The organism is Parabacteroides sp. AF17-28, from assembly GCF_003479205.1.
GTDB lineage: Bacteria > Bacteroidota > Bacteroidia > Bacteroidales > Tannerellaceae > Parabacteroides > Parabacteroides acidifaciens.
The window spans coordinates 54,294-70,581 of sequence record NZ_QUGV01000023.1 but is presented as its reverse complement, the minus strand read 5'-3'; the positions used below and the strand labels follow the sequence as shown (position 1 = coordinate 70,581).

At 48.9% G+C, this 16,288-nt stretch carries 10 protein-coding genes; 2 read left to right on the top strand and 8 right to left on the bottom strand.

The annotated features are described in order from the left end of the window. Nucleotide 1: 1 nt before the first annotated feature. Together DWW90_RS15555 and DWW90_RS15550 are read right to left on the bottom strand one after the other, a co-directional pair. Nucleotides 2-3,217, bottom strand: coding sequence for a TonB-dependent receptor (locus DWW90_RS15555; protein WP_122345615.1), 3,216 nt, complete (start codon nt 3,215-3,217; stop codon nt 2-4). A gap of 206 nt (nt 3,218-3,423) precedes the next feature. Beyond that, the gene (locus DWW90_RS15550) at nt 3,424-5,139 is read right to left on the bottom strand and encodes a DUF6377 domain-containing protein (protein WP_122345614.1); all 1,716 of its coding nucleotides are present in this window, start codon (nt 5,137-5,139) and stop codon (nt 3,424-3,426) included. Between the two features lie 274 nt (nt 5,140-5,413). On the opposite strand from DWW90_RS15550, the gene DWW90_RS15545 reads away from it, so the two are divergent. Next, entirely contained in the window at nt 5,414-6,583 is a 1,170-nt protein-coding gene (locus DWW90_RS15545; protein WP_122345613.1) for an ATP-binding protein, read from the top strand. On the opposite strand, the gene DWW90_RS15540 is transcribed toward DWW90_RS15545, so the two are convergent. The 4 genes from DWW90_RS15540 to dapB are packed head-to-tail and all read right to left on the bottom strand — an operon-like array spanning nt 6,584 to nt 10,205. Further along, nucleotides 6,584-7,216, bottom strand: a complete 633-nt coding sequence (locus DWW90_RS15540) for a WbqC family protein (protein WP_122345612.1) — start codon at nt 7,214-7,216, stop codon at nt 6,584-6,586. After that, entirely contained in the window at nt 7,216-8,070 is an 855-nt protein-coding gene (lepB, locus tag DWW90_RS15535) for a signal peptidase I (protein WP_122345611.1), read from the bottom strand. Before lepB (DWW90_RS15535) ends, DWW90_RS15540 begins: the two co-directional genes overlap by 1 nt. Before the next feature lie 4 nt (nt 8,071-8,074). After that, the gene (gene lepB / locus DWW90_RS15530) at nt 8,075-9,472 is read right to left on the bottom strand and encodes a signal peptidase I (RefSeq protein WP_122345610.1); all 1,398 of its coding nucleotides are present in this window, start codon (nt 9,470-9,472) and stop codon (nt 8,075-8,077) included. Between the two features lie 16 nt (nt 9,473-9,488). Continuing rightward, a complete protein-coding gene (gene dapB / locus DWW90_RS15525) occupies nt 9,489-10,205 on the bottom strand; it encodes a 4-hydroxy-tetrahydrodipicolinate reductase (RefSeq protein WP_115499332.1) in 717 nt (238 codons plus the stop codon). Between the two features lie 111 nt (nt 10,206-10,316). Here dapB and DWW90_RS15520 point away from each other — a divergent pair, with 111 nt between their 5' ends. Then, nucleotides 10,317-11,600 carry a DUF2851 family protein gene (locus DWW90_RS15520; RefSeq protein WP_122345609.1) on the top strand — a complete coding sequence of 428 codons (1,284 nt, stop codon included), beginning with the start codon at nt 10,317-10,319 and terminating at the stop codon, nt 11,598-11,600. A 28-nt stretch (nt 11,601-11,628) separates the two neighbouring features. Here the strand turns inward: DWW90_RS15520 and DWW90_RS15515 are convergent, their stop codons facing one another. Both DWW90_RS15515 and DWW90_RS15510 read right to left on the bottom strand, forming a co-directional pair. Next, nucleotides 11,629-13,020: a RagB/SusD family nutrient uptake outer membrane protein gene (locus tag DWW90_RS15515; RefSeq protein WP_122345608.1), complete on the bottom strand. Its 1,392-nt coding sequence runs from the start codon at nt 13,018-13,020 to the stop codon at nt 11,629-11,631. Nucleotides 13,021-13,057: 37 nt separating this feature from the next. Beyond that, entirely contained in the window at nt 13,058-16,210 is a 3,153-nt protein-coding gene (locus DWW90_RS15510) for a TonB-dependent receptor (RefSeq protein WP_233547776.1), read from the bottom strand. Nucleotides 16,211-16,288 lie beyond the last annotated feature (78 nt).

The window sequence follows — 16,288 nt, the reverse complement described above, 5'->3', positions numbered from 1 at the left end:
ATTAGAAATTAAGATTCAAGCCAACTGTAAATGTACGGGCTTGCGGATAGTAGCCGCGGTCGATACCGTTTGATTTGTCTCCGGCAGCGTCTTTGGCGTTTATTTCCGGATCCAAGCCCTTATAGGAGGTCAATGTCAACAGGTTCTCGGCAGCGACATACAAACGAAGTCTGTCGACAAAGAATTTGCGTGTCAGGTTCTTCGGCAGCGTGTAGCCGATCTGCATATTCTTGATACGGGCGAAACTGCCGTTGTGCACATATAAATCAGATACTTTTTTCCAGTTGCCGTTCATATCATCACCTGGATAACAGAAGCGAGGCATCATATTGGAAGTACCTTCTCCGTGCCAACGATCCATAAATTCCTGAGGTACATTTACGGCAGATACATCCAAGCGACGGGTTACGTCCATAATATCCTGTCCCAATGAGCCGGAAAATAACATTGAAAAGTCAATATCCTTATAAGCAGCAGTCAGATTCAAACCGAAGGTCCAATCCGGAGTACCTTTACCGATCATGGTTTTATCTTCATCGTCGATCGTACCATTTCCGTCCAAGTCTACGAATTTTACATCACCAGGGACGGCAAGCGGCTGCAATTTTTCTCCCTTGCTGTTCGTGTAAGCATCGATTTCTGCCTGGTTCTGGAAAATGCCGGCTGTCTTATAACCGTAGAAGTAAGGATAAGGCATACCGTTTTCAGCACGGCCGACATTCCCCAGGATGTGTACCTGGTCCATCATTTCGAAACCGTCAGCCGTTCCTAAGTCTACCAGTTTGTTCTTCAGATAAGATACATTGGCGCTGACTCCGAAGCGGAAGTCCTTGTGGCTGTATTTGTAACCGACTTCAAACTCTACACCTTCGTTTTTCATTGAACCGACATTACCCCAAGGCTTCGATTCACCCAGATAGTTAGGGATTGCCATTTCTTTCAGCATGCCGTTGGTCTTCTTTTGGTAGTAGTCGACCGTAAAGGTCAGCGCATTACCGAGGAAGCCGAAATCGATACCGGCATCATATTGTTCCGATTCTTCCCACATCAGATCCGCATTGGGGGTGCCTGAAGGCTTGGAACCCATTATGATCTGTTCACCTCTGCCGTAAGCACCGAAAGGATAGTTGTTGTTCATCGACACGTTGGCTGTGTAGCGGAAGTTACCGATGGCCTCATTACCATTCTTACCCCAGGAGAGACGTACCTTCGTATTCGTCAGCCAATCAGGACGCTTTTCCATAAACGGCTCGTTTGTTAAATTCCATCCTAAAGAAACAGAAGGGAAAGTACCCCACTTGTTGTTTTCACCGAAGCGTGATGAACCATCCCGGCGTACAGTCAGCTGCAACATATAACGTTCTGCGAAGTTGTAGCTTAAACGTCCGAAATAGGAAGCCAAAGAGTGCGGGTCGGTCAATCCGCCTTCCGTATTCCGGTTCCCGTTATTCGGCAGGGAGGTCGTAAAGTCGATATTGGCCTTGTCGTCCATGTAGGCAATCAAATCTTTTGCCATCCCGTACAGCTGGCGGCCTGCGTTGCGTTCGGCCGATTGTCCCAATACCACATTAAAAGTATGCTGGCTGATTGTTTTGTCGTAAGTCAACACATTTTCAATCTGCCAGGTATAACCGCGATTCATCTCGGATGTAACGCTGGAACGTCCGTCGGCAATGGATTGATTACAGTTCCTGCCTAAATAATAAGGATGATTCCAACTGTCGGCTCCCCAAAATGCGAGGTCCGAACCCCAAGAGAATTTATACTTCAGATTATCCCAGATGCCCAGTTCGGCGGTCAGGTTGGCGATGATCTTATCCGAATTGTTTTTTGTTCCGGGTTGTGCGGACATACGGCCCAGCGGGTTTGTGATTTCGTTGAAGTTTTCCGGAATCTGCAATACCTGTCCGGTGAGTTGGTCACGTACGGGATCGCCGTACTTGCTACGGATATCTGCCGTATAGCCGTTTACATGGTCTTCATCCTGTGCGTAGACTTCCATTGTCGGATCCATGAAAAGAGCGTCTCCCAACGGAGAACCTGTCAGGTTACCGGCGCTGACCCCGATGCTGTTTATGCGGGAATAAGACATATTGACTCCGATGGTCATTTTGTTCAACCAGTTACGGTTTTTCGTCTCGTCGAACAGGTTATAAAGGGTATTGCTGCGGAATGAAAGACGTTCGTAGTTGGAGCGGTCGTAGTTTCCACCGATAATACCTTCCTGGTTATAATAGCCGGCTGAAAAATAGTAGCTTACTTTTTCGTTTGCACCGCTGACGCTTAACTGATGGTTCTGCACGGGAGCTCCGTCGTTAAACAATACATCCTGCCAGTTTGTGCCTACGCCCAGATTTGTGTCTGCAAAGCGGTCGGTACCGTTGGAATACTGCTGTGCTTCGTTCATCAGCGTCGCATATTCGGAGGCATTCAGCATACTGCGTTTTTTCCAGGCGGACTGCCAGCCATACGAGAAATCGTAAGAAACTCTCACTTTACCGATCGCACCTTGCTTGGTTGTAACCAAAACTACGCCGTTGGCGGCACGGGAACCATACACGGCAGCTGAAGCGGCATCTTTCAATACTTCTATAGAAGCTATGTCGGCAGGGTTAATGTTATCGATGCCGCCACTGATCGGCATGCCGTCTACGATATAAAGAGGATCGGCCGTGTTGATGGTTCCTGTTCCGCGAACACGGATGACTGAACCTGTACCCGGCTGGCCGTTCTGTGTGGTTACCTGTACACCGGCAGCCAGACCTTTCAATGCGTTATCCACGCGGACGGGAGCCGTCTGAGCCAGTTCTTCAGAACCAACTTTGGCTATGGAAGCCGTTACCACGCTCTTTTTCTGGACACCGTAACCGATAACGACAACTTCTTCAAGAGCTTGTGTATCTTCTTTTAAGGTGACAGACAGCGGTTTCATGTCTTTCACAATGAATGATTGCGGCAGGTAACCGATATAGGAAATATCGATTGTTGCGCCGGTTTCCACATCGGGAATACTGAACATGCCGTCCAGGTCTGTGATTACGCCAATGGTTGTCCCTTTAATAACTACATTGGCACCGATGATCGGTTCCCCTTGCACGTCTTTTACCTGGCCACTGACCGTTACTTTCTGCGCATATATGAATGCGGGGAATAACAAGAGGAACAATAGAGGCACTATTCCTCTATGAAATCCTTTACTTAAAAAAATGTTTTTCATGCTGAATACATTTTAAAGTTAACGAACTAAATTAATATTGTTTTGTGTTGGCAAAAGTAAAATGACTCTTGCCGGCTTCAATATGTCGGTAAGTAAAAAAAGTAAGTTGGAGTGTGTGGTATATTGTTGATAATTAATTATATGTGGTTTTTGTGCAGATGAAAAAAGTAAGTATTCGACAGGCTAAAAGGAATGTTTGATGATGCTCAATTCTTTATTTTTCCTAATGCTTTTACGGTTTCTGCAAATTGTTCTTTAGGAATAATCGATTTACTGCGTGTTTTTAACCGGCTGTTGTACACTGTTTGCGGAGAACAGTGGAGAAACTCGGCAATCTTCACGCTGTCGCTGATTCCAAGACGGACCAAGGCATAAATCCGCAGTTCGGTGTTCAGCAATTCCCCTTCTTTCAAAACGATTTGTTTGTCCGGTTGCAGCAATGAGTTGAAATCGGATACAAAGTCGGGATAAATATGAAGGAAGATAGCGTCGAAATTGCGATAAAACTCTTTCAGTTCATTGGAGATGAAAGAAGGTACGTCCGTCATCTTCTTCACTTCGTCTACCATTCCGGTTTTAACTTTCCGGTTTATGTTCTTTCTATATTCATCCAGTTTGCTGATATAGTTGGAACAGATATTAAATATATAACCGATATATTCTTCTTTGACATAGTTCGATTCCGTCAGCTCGGTATTGGTTTCTTGAAGCTGGCTGTTTAACAGCTGGAGCTGCCGGTTCGCATCGGCCAATTGCTTTTGGGCTTCTTCCAGTTCTATCACATGCTTGTTTAGAACTTGATTCATTTCGTTCAGATTTCTCCTTGATTCTTTGACTTTTCTGATCTGAATGCGGATGAACAGGATGGCGGCCAATAAGATTAGGGAAAGCAGACTTACCAAAAACAGATATTGGTGCAGTTTGGCCTCTTGTATCTTGTTGCGTTGTTCATATGTTTTATGGATCGTATCCAGTACGGAAGAAAGGCTGATCATGCGTATCCTGTTTTTGTACAGTTGTACGCATCCTAAGCAATAGTTAAGGTAAGAATAGGCGCGGTCTATGTCTCCTTTTTCATATAGAATCTTGCCCAATTCCTCTAATGAAGCGATGTCATGATTGGCCGACCGGATATCAGCGACTGCTGATAAAATGAGGTAACGAAGATACTCTTCTTCGTTACCGTTCTCCCGGTATAACAGAGACAGGATATAAGCGTTCATTGCATCCCTTCTTGTGTCGAACGGAGACGTGGCCAGTGTCTGTCTTAAAAGTTCGATCACTTTACCGGCCTCGGGTGTCCCGTAATATTGCCATCCTTTGTACCATAAGTAGAGCGGGTGATTATCGGTCGTATGGATGAAGACAGAGTCGCGGTACGATCTCTCTTTGGCGTAATACGATTCGCTTTGTTGTGAGTTATCTCCTGAATATTGTCCATAGTGGGAATAAAGATACATCATTTGTCCGTAATAATCGGTTCTCAAAAGGGGCGGTAGTTCATCCGCTTTTATCTCCTGCAGGACGTCCAGCGCTTCTTTCAGGAAACCGGTGGCCGTATAGATAAATGCCTGTTCTATTTTCCATTGCGCAGCCCATTTCGGGTTGTTTAAATGAGAGGCTATTTCTAAGTTTTTATAAATGTAGGCCAAGGCGGAATCGCTGTCATAAACCATGTATTCGTCATAAAAAAGTTTGTTGAGCCAGAATTCTTCTTCTTCGGTTATCGCCTTCCTCTTCATCTTTCTCAACTCTTCTATCTTATTGGCTTTCATAGCGACGAACTTATCTTTTTGAGCCAGAAGGGAATCCAGCTGGTTCAACATTGTCTCGATGTTGGCAGATACCGGTTGTGCGATGCCACTCCTTGAGATGGTAATAAGACAAATTATTGTTATTGACAAGATTGCTTTGAAATGCATAATATTAATTCTAAGGTCTTCGATACAAAGATAAAGATTAATCCTGGAAGAGCAAATCGATCAAGTACAAATAGTTCATATCAAGGTAATAAATAAGGTTTGTTGTACAAAAGTAAGCATTACCTTTCCTTGCGATCTTTTTTCCGTACAAGTCAATGATAAAAAGTTTTGAACCTCCTGTTCTCTGGTCCTGCACTTGTCAAGTGCAAATATAATACTAAAATGCACTTGTCAAGTGCATTTTTTTGTTATCTTTGTCACAAAGCATAATTATATGGACAATCTAATCAGAATTTACAAGAAATTACTCCGCGAAACGGATACAAGTTTTTACCGCTATCTTTATCATGAGATAGACTGGAATAACCGTATTGTCGGTATCAGAGGACCGCGAGGTGTCGGTAAAACGACTTTGATGCTGCAGTATATTAAAAAAGAGTTGGAGGCAGACGATGTGCTTTATGTGAATGCTGATGATATTTATTTCAGTGAACACAAACTGTTGGATCTTGCTGAAAAATTGGTGCAGAGGGGAATGCATTACTTGTTCATTGACGAGATACATAAATATAAAGATTGGTCAAAAGAACTGAAGCTCATATATGATTATTATAGCGAATTGAAGGTAGTCTTTTCCGGTTCTTCTGTATTGGATTTGAACAAGGGAGCTTCCGACTTGAGCCGGAGAGCTGTTGTCTATCACTTGTATGGACTTTCTTTCCGTGAATACCTTGCACTTTTTCAGCATATTCCGGTTCCGGCTTTTTCATTGGATGAAATAGTCAACAGGTTGCCGGAGGAAACAAACTTGAAAACACCGCTACTCTACTTCGAAGACTATCTGAAACGCGGCTATTATCCTTTTGCAAAAGAAAACAGTTTTGAAGAAAAGCTGCGGCAGATTATCAACTTGACGCTGGAAAACGATATCCCGATATTTGCAGATATGCCGGCTTCTATGGGGCGTAAGTTTAAAAAACTGCTCGCTATAATAGCTAAAAGCGTTCCTTTCAAGCCTAATATGAGTAAATTGGCCGAAATGATTGGAGCCGGTCGTAATCAAATGTCCGACTATTTCCTCTATATCGAAGATGCCGGTATGATAGCCCAATTGCGGGATGATACAGGAGGAGTCAGAGGTCTCGGCAAAATAGAAAAGGTATATCTTGACAACACGAATTTGATTTATGCTCTTGCAGAGAATGAGGTGAATGTTGGAAATCTGCGTGAGACATTTTTTTTGAATCAGGTTAGAGTGAAGAATCCTGTCATATCGTCTTCTATTTCTGATTTCCAGATCGGTCGGAGGACATTCGAGGTCGGAGGAAAATCCAAAGGTAAGAAACAGATTGAAAATGCAGAGGAAGGATATGTCGTAAAAGACCAAATAGAATTTTCGGCCGGTAACATTCTTCCGCTTTGGTGGTTCGGTTTGAATTATTGACTACAATATATTTGTCTCGATCGAATCCCGCAACACTAATAATCCTTCCGGTCCCATGTTGAACAGCAAGTCTACGATGCTCATGTTCGGCAAGAAGCCGTGTTTGTCCCGGAATACCTGATAGTAAGGTTGCGGGCGGAACTCGGGGTCTTCTCCTTCGTGTTTGGGGCGGATTGTTTCGCGGAAGTCGTGCTCGACGTCCGGCAGGTATTCTTCCGTGCAGATGATGTTCGGCTGTATGTCTAACAGGCGGCAAATCAATCCGCGCAGTTCTTCGTTGTAATCGAACAGGAAATCATATTTCTTTTGGTAAAAAGGGGCGAAGTCTTCTTCGTAATATTCGAAGAAGGGGCTCATGTTGTAGGCCGATACCAGCGCGTTCCAGTGCAGGTGGCGCCAGTTGCCGTGATCCGAGATGCGGATATCTTTGGTCGGGCATTTCAGGCTGTCCGGCTTTACGATGGGGACGGACAGGGCGAGAGGCCCGTTGGCGGCGGCGATGGTACAGCGGTTACGATAGGTCTGCTTCAGGTAGTTTTCAGCAGTCTCCAAACGTATTTCTGGGTATTGGAGCAGCTTGCAATATTGCTGGACAGGGCCCAGATAGGTCGTTGAAATATAGGCGGATTGCATCAATGTACGGGTTTAAAGATTCGTTGTTTATCGGCACTGAACCAGCAGAACCAGGCGTTTCCGATGATATGGTCGCGGGGGATAAAGCCCAGGTGCCGGGAGTCTACCGATTCGTTCACGTTGTCGGAAAGCATCCAGTAATAATCCTGGTCGAAGAAGAAGAACGTCGTCTCCCGTCCATCCAGATAGAGCTTACCGTCGCGAAAGACAGCTTTGTCGCCGGCCTGTGCCCGGATCGCTTCCTTGCAGGCGGTGAGGGCTGCCTCGTCCAGGCGGTAGGCCCGGTCTTTTCGCGGGAGAACCAGTTTATAGGGCGCTACTTGGTTCCGGATGAAATGGATATTCATCTCTTCCGTCAGCTCTTCACGCAGCTGGTATTCTTCGAAGGAGGTGAGCGAAAGAGAATAGCCGAACGTCTCGCTTTTCCAGTCTCTTACGGGAATATTCAGCTTTTGCAATGCTTTCAGGAAATCGGCCGCACTCTTTTGGGTAATGAAATAGGTGCTGAGGGAACGGGGCGAGTGAGGAAGCCGTTTTCCGTTCACCTCGTAGCCGTCGCTGCTGATAAGGATCGTGTCGCCCGGCATGCCGATACAACGGCTCAGGAAGAGGGGACTGCTTACAGTGTCTTTCAACAGCGGGCTGGTAAACAGGACAACTCTGTTCCGCCCGGGATTTCCTTCGAGCGGCAACTTGTTTACCAGGATGTAATCGCCCTGGTGTAAAGCCTCCTCCATCGCATTTGTCGATATCCGGTAAGACTCGACGCAGAAGTGGCGGACGGACATGACAATTCCTACAATGACGAGGATCATTGCCAACCATTTGATTGCGGATATCAGGAATTGTTTCATATTTTTAGTCAGGATGTACCCAGCGGAACATACGGTTCCAGCGGATGCCACCGTCGAACAGACTGCGGTCTTTATCCAAAGACAGCCAGATCATAATCGGTTTTCCAACGATATGGTCTTCCGGAACAAAGCCCCACGAGCGGCTGTCGGCGCTGTTGTGGCGGTTGTCGCCCATCATCCAGTAATAGTCGTATTTGAATGTATAGGATGTCTCCGGCTTGCCGTTGATATAGACTTTTCCGTCTTTTACTTCGAGGTTGTTATGCTCGTAGTTGACAATACAACGTTTATAGAGAGCCAGATTTCGCTCTGTCAGCGGGATTGTTGCGCCCTTCTTCGGTATCCATATCGGTCCGTAGTTGTCGCGGCTCCAGCCGGTTTCGTAGCCTACCGGATAATAGGTATCGCCACCGAATGTGTCCGGTTCTACAAATACGCTTTTGACAATCGGAAGTTTTTTCGCAGTCTCCAACGCTTTTTTGGTCAACGGGATGTGATAAACCGGATTGTATTGTCCGTTCTCATTCGGCTTGATCCCCAAGAATGCCATCAGGGACGTATTATTGTTGCCGTCGATCATCGCGCGGTCGGCCTTGCTGATGTCCAACAAGCGGAATTGTTCTTCGCTCAACATCGAACCGTTTGTCTCCAAGAGATATTTGAGCTGCATCTTTTCCGGGTTCTTGGCGGCAACGCCGTCGATGTAAACCTGGTTGTTGCGGACTTCGAGCGTGTCGCCCGGCATACCGATACAGCGCTTAACATAGTTCTCGCGCTTGTCGACAGGGCGATAGATGACATCGCCGAATGTGGCTTTGTCCAGCAGGATCGCTTCCCGCCCGTAATCTTTCACTAATGAATAATAGTCCGGGTTCTGTACCTTCATGGCAATCGTATCGCCTGCCGGGAAGTTGAACACGACGATATCGTTCCGTTTCACATGTCCGAAACCTTTCACCCGTTTGTAGTCCCATTCCGGCCAGTCCAAGTAAGACTTGCAGTTGAAGAACGGCAGAGTGTTCTGTACCAGTGGGAAAGCGATCGGCGTGTTCGGCACGCGCGGTCCGTAGCTCAACTTGCTGACAAACAGGTAATCGCCTACCAGGAGTGACTTCTCCAGTGACGAACTGGGGATCTGGTAGTTCTGGAAGATGAAAATATTGATAAAGTAGACAGCAATCAGTGCAAACAGGATGTCGTCCACCCATTCCAGTACGTTGCGCACTTGTGGGTTCTTAGTCCGTTTCCAGGCTCCCCAGGGAATATATTGGGTAAGGAAGATATCGACCAGCACGATCAGGCCGAGCAGCAACCACGCATTTTGCATCCAGAGCGTAAAAAGCAGATAGAGGATGGCTGCTATGCTGAATTTAATCCATTGTTTTTTTGAAAACTTCTTCATGTGTCCTTTTTGTTAATTAGAATTTAAGCATATCATCCATACCGAGGAACCCTTTCTTGCCGGCGGTAAATTCGGCGGCAACAACGGCTCCCAAGGCAAAACCGGCACGGCTCTTGGCATCATGCTTGATGCTGATCGTGTCGACATCCGATTCGTATGTGATTTCGTGAATGCCCGGCACTTCTCCTTCGCGGATGGCATGGATGGGGATGTCGGTTGCCTTTTCGGCTGTTTCCAGCGTCCAGCGTTCTTTCCGGTCGACGTTTTCAAGGATTCCTTCGGCCAGTGTGATAGCTGTTCCGCTCGGTGCATCCAGTTTGTGGATATGATGTGTTTCCATCATCTTGACGTCGTAGGCTGGGAAATTGTTCATGATCTTTGCCAGGTATTTGTTGAGGGCGAAGAAGATGTTGACGCCGATGCTGAAGTTGGAGGCATAGAAGAAGGTTTTTCCCTCTTTCTCGCACATTTCCTTGATTTCTCCGACCCGGTCGAGCCAGCCTGTCGTGCCCGATACGACCGGGACACCGGCAGCAAAACACTGCATATAGTTGTTGAATGCCGTAGCCGGGGTGGTGAATTCGATGGCGACGTCGGCGCTCTTGAAATTGTCGGAGTGTATCTCTTCCGGGTTGTTTATATCTACGATAGACACGATCTGGTGTCCTCTGCCAAGTGCAATCTGTTCGATGGTCTTTCCCATCTTTCCGTAACCGATAAGTGCAATCTTCATCTCTATATATTTAACTTTCAAATTTTAACTTTCAACTTTCCATTGATAACGTGCTGCAAATATAAAGAATAATGCTTAGATTTGGGACATAAATCTTAACTCTGAAAAAAGATGGAACGTTTATTACATTATGTTTGGAAATACAAACTTTACGCAGCCGCTTCTTTGGCTACTACAGACGGACGCCCTGTCCAGGTGATTGACCCCGGAATGCAGAATACGGATGCGGGACCGGACTTCTTCAATGCAAAAATAAAAATCGACGGAACGTTATGGGCCGGAAGTGTGGAAATACATGATAAAGCTTCCGACTGGCTACTGCATCATCATGATACGGACAAGGCTTACGACAGCGTGGTCCTGCACGTCACCGGTGTGGATGACTTCCTGCCTGTCCGGACGAATGGCGAACCGATTCCGCAGTTGGTCTTGGCTGTCCCCGACACTGTCGCCCGGAGCATAGACTGGCTGCTCTACCGCGAGGCTTCCCTTCCGTGCCTCGATTATATCCGGCAGATCGAGCCATTGCACATAGACTGCTGGCTGGAAGCATTGCTGAGCGAGCGGCTGGAACGGAAGACACATGACATCTTTACCCTTCTGGATGCCTATAACAACGATTGGAATGAAGTTTTTTATATTACTTTAACCCGTAATTTCGGTTTTGGCGTGAATAACGATGCGTTCGAAAGATTAGCAAAGAGCCTTCCGCTCCGTTGCATACGGAAACAGAGGAGCAGCTCTTCGCAGGTGGAGGCGATGCTTTTCGGCCAGGCGGGTATGTTAGCAGAAGAGAATGAAGATCATTATTACCGGTTGTTGCAACGCGAATACGAGTTCCTGCGCCATAAGTTCGGCCTTTCGCCAATGGATGATTTTGTGTTTAAGAGCCTGCGTACCCGGCCCGTGAACTTTCCCTATCTCAAAGTGGCCCAGTTAGCGACTCTCTGGGTACAGCACGACACCCTTTTTTCCGCAATCCTGGAAGCAGGCAGTACCGGGGATATTAAGAAGTATTTCCGTGTTTCCCCTTCGGACTATTGGGAAACGCACTACCATTTCCGCTATGCCTCTCCCCGGAAAGAGAAACCGATGGGTGAGAATGCCTTGAACATCCTGCTGATCAATACGGTTGTCCCGATGCTTTTCGCTTATGGGCTCCGCAACAAACAGCCTGAATATTGCGAACGGGCCACCCGTCTTCTGGAAAGCATTCCGCCGGAAAAGAACAGCATTGTTTCCACCTTCTGCCATGCCGGCATCACTGTCCGTCATGCGGGCGACAGCCAGGCGCTGATTCAGTTGAAGCGCGAATATTGTGAGAAGAAGAAATGCCTGTATTGCCGGATCGGGTTCAGGATGTTGAAACAACAAGCCCCCACCTTTGTCGGGTGAGGGCTGTCGGCTTATACCGTTGGTTATACTAATCCGTGATCAGTTTGTTTACCGCCCGTTCGATTGTCGGTATCGGCCAGATGTAACCGTTAGTGGTCGGGGTTACGGTGAAGGCTTTGGGAGTACCTTGTCCTTTGACGAAATTCTCGGCCCGCCGATGGATGTCGAGTGCGCGGATGGCTTCGCCGATAAGCTCGGCCCGCCGTTCGTTGTAGATTGCCTCTTTCAGGCGTTCGTCACTGAGGGAAGCGATATCCAGAGGGTCGGAAGCGGCGGGAACGGAGCGATGGCGTACCTGGGCAAGTGCGCTTTTGGCTTTCTCCTCATTGCCTGTCATCGCGTAGCATTCCGCCAGGTTGAGCAGCGTCTCCGCATAGCGGAAGATAGGCACCCAGTCCAGATAGCTCGCCCCGTCGGTGAACTTCTTTAGTATCGGTTGCGAGTTGGCCGTGCCTGTCAACTTAGAGATACGGGCATCGCTTTCCAATCCGTAACCCGCTTTGCCCTGTATGCCGCTTTTGACATCGAGTACCAAGGACGAACCACTGTAGTGGAAATAAGGGACGGCAGCCTGCATACCGGCTTGGTTGGTGCTGGCCATAGGGAAGGTGAAGATCGTCTCTTCACAATAGTAAGGGGCCGAGAAAACGGTTGCGATGTCCGGGCTCAAAGCATATCCGCTGATGGCTTCTCCGGCCGCGATCGCTTTGTCCCAGTCTTCCATAGCCATGTAGCAGCGCATCCGGAGCATACAGGCTGCCGCTTGCGAGGCGCGGGTAACAGTAGCGTAGGTATTTCCCGTTGCCGGCAGGGCGGAAATATCGCTTAGGTCGCGGAGTACCTGTTCGAATATCTCTTTGACGGACGACTGCGGGCAATCATTGCCCGACAGGTCGTTTTCCGCTTTCAGACGGAGTGGGACCGATTTGGCATTGTTGTCCAGTTTATAAGGTTTCGCATATAGCATATTCAGGTAGTAATAGCAGAAAGCCCGTACGAATTTGGCTTCCTGCACATACTGGTCGTACTTGTTTCCGGCCGTTTCTTTGGCATTTTCGAGGCTGCTAAGGAAGGTGTTCGCGCTGTTGATGGCCTGGTAGGCGGCGTTCCAGGTGTCTACGTTGTCCTGTGTAGACATGCCGACGTTCATCTCGTAGGAGGCCAGCGCCTCGTATCCGTTGCCGGAGACGTTCACCATGTCGTCGCCGATATTCTCGATGCAGACGTATGTCTTGGCTCCCATGAACGGGTTTTTAATCTTGCCGTACAAGCCGAGTACGGCTCCGTCCAAACGTTCGGGGGAGGAGAAGACGTCTTGTTCCGTAATGTTCAGTGGAGGTTCTTTTTCCAGAAAGTCACTGCATCCGGTTGTGGCCACCAGCAGGCCGAGCGATAGGGTATATATCAATGTTGTTTTCATATTTCCTGTGTTTTATCGTTAAACATATTAGGGATTGTCAGAAAGTGACGTTCATTCCGAATGTATAGACCTTGGCCTGGGGCAGGGTGTTCTTGTCCGTACCGCCGCGCAGGTTGGCATTCGTGTTGTTGGTCAGGGCTTCCGGGTCCAGGCCGCTGTAGCCGGTGATGACGAACAGGTTCTGCGCCTGTGCGTAGACGCGGAGCGAGCTTATGCCTAACTTCTTCGGCCATTTCTTCGTGCTGAACGTATAGCCCAGCGAGATGTTCTTCAGACGCAGGTAGTCGCCTTTCTCCACCCAGTCGGAGATGGGCTTGGCGGAACCGTTGGAATAGTTGTCGCCATAGATAGGATAGGCATATTTGGCATCCTTGCGTTCCGGTGTCCAGTAGTTCTCCAGTACGTCGGTGGTGTTGTTCCAATAACGCATGTCGCTGTTGGTGGCCGTTGTCCCGTTGTAGATGTAGTTACCGCCGGAATACTGGAAGAGGATGGAGAGGTCGAAGTCCTTGTAGCGGAAGTTGTTGGTCCACCCGCCGTAGAAGGTAGGTAGCGTATTGCCGCAGATGACCGGCTCGATGTCGCTCTCGGCATACGGCTGTCCGTCCTCGGTGAAGAAGCGTCCGTCTTTTTCGTACATGAGCAGTACCTTCGTCCCGTCTTTTCCGTAGAAGATACGGCGTCCCGTTTCGCGGTCGATACCGCCGGTCGGATAGACGTAGAGTTGGCCGATGGATTTGCCCGGCACGGTGATGTTGGTCGTTTCGGTGGAACTTCCGGATACCAGCTGGTCGATGCCGTCTGCAAGCTTCGTCACTTTATTGTTCGTCGTGGTGATGTTGAAGCTGCTGTTCCAAGTGAAATCATTAGTCTTGATGATGTCCGCCCCGATGTTCAGCTCGATACCTGTGTTGTTCATCTTGCCGGCATTGGTGGTGATGTAGTTGTTGGGGATACCTTTCGAGGGAGATACCGGGACATTCAGGATCAGGTCGGACGAGACGGTTTTGTAGTAATCGAAGTCCACCGTGATATTGTTCAGCAGCTGGGCGGAGAAACCGACGTCGTATTTCGTGCTCGACTCCCATTTCAGGTTCTTCGAGTCGGCGATCTGTCCTAACAGGTAGCTCCCGTTGTCACCGTAGTAACCGTTCGAATAGTAGGATTTGGAGGCATAGTCGGCCACGTTGGTGTTACCGACGATACCCCAGCTGCCCTTGATCTTCAGGTCGGTTATCACTTTGGATAGCGGTTCGAAGAATTTTTCGGACGAGATACGCCAGGCTGCCGAAGCTCCACCGAAGTTACCCCAGCGGTGATCTTTGCTCAGGGCTGAATAACCGTCTCGGCGGAAGTTGACGGAAAGCATGTAGCGGGCCTGGTAGTCGTAGTTGACACGTCCGAGATAGGAGAGCAGGCTGCTTTCGGAAATGGCGTTCCCGTCTGCCGAGATGGTAGCGAAGGGACCCTGGAAGACTTCGTATTTATCGTCTAAAAGGATGTCGCGCGCGGCTCCCCAGCGATCCAGCTTCTTTTCGAATGATTCGATACCGGCCAGGATGTCGAAGTGGTGTTCGCCCAGGCTGAAAGTGTAGGTCGCGGTGTTGGTCCAGGTTGCCTGTGTGCTCTTGGCTGCATAGTTGGCTGCATGGCCGTTCTCGGTGTCGCCGAACATCATGGCTGTATTGAAGATCTTATCTTCCACGCGCGAGTGGTCGATGCCGTATTGTGTACGGAGTGTCAATCCCTCGACCGGACTTATGTCGGCGAATACGCTGGTCAGGATACGGGTGATCTCGGACTGTACGCCGCTGCCGTAGGTCAGCAGGGCGGCGGGGTTGGTGTAGCCGTTCTTGACCGTGTTCGGGCTCATGCCTAAGTAACCGCCTTCACCTAAATAAGGTGTCCCGTCTTCGTTATAGATAGGGACGTTGGGCGGGTTGATGATCGCCATACGGGTGAAGCCTTCGGTGGCAAACGTACCGCCTTTGCGCGAACGGTCGGTATATTTGGTTTGGGAGGTGGAGGCATTGACGTTGGCTCCCACTTTCAGCCATTCGGTTGCCTGGCTGGATACGCTGGCATTGGTTCCGAGGCGGTTGTACTTGTCGCCTTTCACCATTCCTTTCTGGTCGGTATAGTTGCCGGAGAGGTAGAACTGCGTCTTCTCGGAACCACCCTGTACGGAGACGGTGTGGTTGTGCTGCAGACCGGTCTGGAAGGCGGCCGATTTCCAGTCGCTGTCCACATAGCTGCCGTCGGAGAGCTGCCACATGTTGAAGGCTTTGTTGCCGTAGGGCGACGTGTAACCTTCGGTCAGCGACATCTCGTCCGTCCCGTAGCGGTTACGGACGGCCTGGTTCTTGAAGTCCACGTATTCCTGTGCATTCATCACGTCGAAGAATTTGGAACGGGTCGTGACGCCGAACCAGCCGTCGTACGATACTTTGGTCTTCTCGCTGGATCCTTTCTTGGTGGTGATCAGGATGACTCCGTTGGCGGCACGCGAACCGTACATAGCGGCTGCGGCAGCGTCTTTCAGTACTTCCATAGACAGGATGTCGGAGGGGTTGATGTCTGCCAACGCGTTCACGTTACCCCCGTAAGAGAGGTTGCCGGTCTGGATCGGCATCCCGTCTACGATATACAAGGGTTGCGTGCCCGACGTGATGGAGCCGACACCCCGGATACGGACGATCGGCGCCTGTCCGACTTCGCCCGAAGGGTTGATGATGCTGATACCGGTGGCACGTCCCTGCAGGGCCTGGTCTACGCTGGCCGCGGGGATGTCTTTGATCGCATCGGCCCGTACCGTAGAGATGGAGGCGGTGACGGTCCTGCGTGATTGCGTGCCGTAGCCTACCACTACCACTTCATCCATTGCGACGGTGTTGCTTTCCATATCCACGTCGATTACTGTCTTGCCTCCGACCGGTACGACTTTTGTCTCCATACCGATGAAGCGAAATTCGAGGACACCGTCAGCCGGGCTCTCCAACGAGTATTTTCCTTCGAAGTCTGTTACGCATCCTATCGACGTCCCCTGTATGATAACAGTGGCGCCGGGGATAGGGCCCATACCGGGTTCGTTTACTGTACCGGTCACTGTGATTTTCTTCTGTGCAAACGCGACGGCGGTTGCCATCAGGAAGAAAACGAGAATTGAGAATATGCTTCTTTTTGTAGCCATGTCGTTCTGTTCTTTTTAGATTAAACATGAAAAGTGTGTAGGTATTAATCTAAAAAAGGCATAGGCTCGCTTCTGAAG